Here is a 3276-nt window from a genome sequence, read left to right as displayed (position 1 = left end):
TAAAAAAGGGTAGTATTTTCCTTATAGATCCGGAGAACGGGGAAATGTTCCATCCGGGCCGGATACGGGGGAAACGACACCGTGAGCAGAAGACCGGACATACTCTTTGGGGAACTGCTGTTCTGCTGTATCCTGCTGCTTCCGCTGGATTCGGCGTCGGTGGCCTCCGTGCCGCACTCCCTGTCAACCCCGCTGCCGCTTTGCCGACCGGGGGAGAAGTGCATCGCCGGCCGCTGCCCGCACCGCAGGGCCGGAGTTCCGGGAAACATCCCTTCGGAAAGATTTTTTCAAAGCTGTCCCTGTCCGACCCGGCAGCATCATGTTACAACGGAGAAGAGGAATTCTTCCGCCGGAGTTTTTCTGCCGCCTCAGAATCGGGGGCGAGACACTTTTCCGCTGATTTCATACGCCTTGACCAGTCGGAAGGAGGAGACGAAGAGGAGCGGCCTTTTCCTTCACGTGTCAATTCGGCATTCGATTGTGCAACGGGCCGGTCCGGGCTGACTTCCGGCCGCCGTGTTTTCCGGCACAGATTGAATTTGTTTCCGGACATCCCGGCGCCACGGAAGAGTCTGGTATTGCCCTGCCGTTCTCCCTGTTTCCCGGAAGAGAGGAGCTTCTGCAACAGGTGTGACGAAACGGCCTGAAGAAGACCCGCCGCCCTGGCGGCCGGGGTCACGGCATCGGAGGGAACGTGGTTCCGATCCGGAGGACAATCCGGAAAACGCCCCGGCCCTGTGTGAAAAATTCCATTTTCTGTCCATGAACAACACATTTGATCTCTTTATTGTCGGAGCCGGTCCGGCCGGTTTGATGGCCGCCGTCTCCGCCGCCGCCGCGGGGAAGCGGGTCGGCGTCGCCGAATTTCTCCCTTCCGCCGGGCGGAAACTGCTCGCGTCCGGTTCCGGCAAGTGCAATCTCACCAACCTTCTGGAGCCGGAGGAGATGGCGGCCCGTTTCACCGCCGGCGCCCGCCGGATTCTCCCGGCGCTGCGCGCCTTCCCGCCGGAGGAGCTGCGGCTCTGGTTCCGCCGCCGCGGCGTGCCGACCTCGCCGGTGGACGGCTTTCACTGCTTCCCGGATTCGCAGAGAGCGGGCGACGTGCTCGACGCCCTGCTGCGCGAGGCGGCGCAATACAACGTGCAGATCTTCTGCAACACCGCCGTGGAGGAACTGCTGATTTCCGACGGGAAAATTTCCGGCTGCCGGGCGGGGAAACGGGAGTTCCATGCCGAAAAACTCCTCCTCGCCGGCGGCGGCAACGGATACCCCGCGCTCGGCGCCCGCGGCCTCGGCTACCGGCTTGCCGCCTCCGCCGGACACACCATTCTGACCCCGGTCCCGGCGCTGGTCGGTCTGCGGACGAAAGAGGAGTGGCCGACCCGCCTCGCCGGAATCACCGTCGAACGCGCCCGGGCCGGATTCGGCCGCGGCCGTTTCCGCGAAGGGGTGCTGCTGTTTACGAAAACCGGCGTCTCCGGCCCCGCGGTGCTCGATCTTGCCGGGGAAATCAACCGCCGGCTGCTCACCGGGCCGGAAGCGGTTCTCACGCTCCGCTTTGAGGCGAAATACGCCGCGGAGTTCTGGCGCGCCGAACTGGAGCGGCGGCGGCAGAGCGACGGCAGAAAACCGGTGGAAGCGGTTCTTGCGGAGTTCTTCCGCCGCCGCCTCGCGGAAACACTCGCCGGACTTGCCGGCTGCACCGCCCGCCGCCTCGCGGAACTCACCGCCGCCGAACGGAACCGCCTCGCCGGACTGCTCGACGCCATGCCGCTCGTCGTGACCGGCAACGACGGCTGGGAAAAGGCGATGGCCACCTGTGGCGGCGTGGCGCTCGACGAGGTCAATCCGCGCACGATGGAGAGCCGCCTGCTCCCGGGACTTCGCTTCGCCGGAGAGATGCTTGACGTCGGCGCACCCTGCGGCGGTTACAATCTGCAGTGGGCGTTCAGCTCCGGCCGTCTCGCCGCACTCGCCTGAACTGGGGGCATCACTCCTCCGGGAACCGCTTCTGCGAACGCTCCTGTTTGCGCAGGCTGTGGAGTGCCTTGCTCTCGAGCCTGCGCCGCACCGACGCCGCGGTCGGGCGGGTCGGACGGCGGCGCTTCGGTTCGCGGAGCGCCTCCTCCAGAATCGCCTGCATCCGGCGGAGCGCCTCCTCCCGGTTCCGGAGCTGACTGCGGGTGTCGCGGACGGTCACGGCCAACACCCCCTCCTCCGACAGCCGGGGACGGAGTTTGCCGCAGAGTTTCTCCCGCACCTCCGGCGGAAAGCGGAAGGTTTCCGCCAGGCGGAAGAGCAGCCGGGCCGTGGTGGACACCTTGTTGACGTTCTGCCCTCCCGGACCGGGGGAGCGGACGAACTGCCACTCGAATTCGCTCTCCGGAATGAAGTACCGCCCGGCGACCAGCATCAGACGAACTCCCGCCAGAACCCCAGCCATTCGTCGTAGATTTCGCGGGCGCTGCGCACCTCCGCCTCGGCGGGGAACTCCTCGGTCAGCGGAATGAGGTAGGAGTTCGACACGAAGATGTCGCACCAGAGGAACTGTTCGGCGGCCAGGGTCCGCATCGCTTCGCGGAACTCGCTTATGCTGTGCACTTTGTTGAGGAACTTCAGACACATCGCATCCCGCTTCGCCCGCGCCACCCGGAGCGAATCGTCCTCCGGCTGATACACCAGCGTGTAACGGTCGCGGCGGCGCGTCTCGGCATCCGGATTGAACAACCCCGGGTCATCCACGTACCCGCCGTCGAACACGATCTCCACCTCGTGGCCGATGGCCCGGGCCGAGCGCCGGAGCTTCTCCTCGAACACCCCTTTTTCCACCGCGACATGGAACCGGTTCCACGCCCACGACTCATCCATCAGCAGCCGGCGCCCCTTGCGGGAGGGGTAGACCGCGGCAAGCATCGGGTCGAGCCCCTTGGTGAGGCAGAGTCCGCACTGGAGCGAGGTGCGCTGTTTCACATCCCAGGTGAAGAAATATTTGCCGAACTTGAAGAACGGCAGATCGAGCGAGGGGACGATCCACCAGTCGGTCAGCGCCGGCGTGTAATGGTTGAAGGGGCGCCGCACCAGCCGTTCCTGCTCCATCGGCGGGATGAACGGCTCCATCTCCTCGCAGAGCCGCCGGGGCGACCGGTTCAGGCTGTAGGTCATCGTCATGAAACAGACTCCTTGCGTGACAAATCCAGAATTCCACGGGGCGGCCGATATCACTTCCGCGCCGCTGCCGCTTACAATATCATCACACCCGCAAAAGTGCAATTTTTG

Annotated in this window: 3 protein-coding genes; 1 reads left to right on the top strand and 2 read right to left on the bottom strand. The window is 64.9% G+C overall.

The features are described 5' to 3' along the window. Window positions 1-762 precede the first annotated feature (762 nt). The gene (locus tag ACMLHG_RS16210) at window positions 763-1980 is read left to right on the top strand and encodes an NAD(P)/FAD-dependent oxidoreductase (protein ID WP_417171153.1); all 1218 of its coding nucleotides are present in this window, start codon (window positions 763-765) and stop codon (window positions 1978-1980) included. A 10-nt stretch (window positions 1981-1990) separates the two neighbouring features. Here the strand turns inward: ACMLHG_RS16210 and arfB are convergent, their stop codons facing one another. Together arfB and ACMLHG_RS16200 are read right to left on the bottom strand one after the other, a co-directional pair. Beyond that, on the bottom strand, window positions 1991-2443 hold the full coding sequence (gene arfB / locus ACMLHG_RS16205) for an alternative ribosome rescue aminoacyl-tRNA hydrolase ArfB (RefSeq protein WP_294434794.1): 453 nt from the start codon (window positions 2441-2443) through the stop codon (window positions 1991-1993). Next, a complete protein-coding gene (locus tag ACMLHG_RS16200) occupies window positions 2413-3168 on the bottom strand; it encodes a hypothetical protein (RefSeq protein ID WP_417171152.1) in 756 nt (251 codons plus the stop codon). The genes arfB and ACMLHG_RS16200 overlap by 31 nt, the downstream gene beginning before the upstream one ends. Window positions 3169-3276 lie beyond the last annotated feature (108 nt).

The sequence above is a fragment of the Victivallis sp. genome (genome assembly GCF_048170485.1).
Taxonomy (GTDB): domain Bacteria; phylum Verrucomicrobiota; class Lentisphaeria; order Victivallales; family Victivallaceae; genus Victivallis.
The sequence above is the reverse complement of the archived record's forward strand: the minus strand, read 5'-3'. Positions and strand labels throughout refer to the sequence as shown.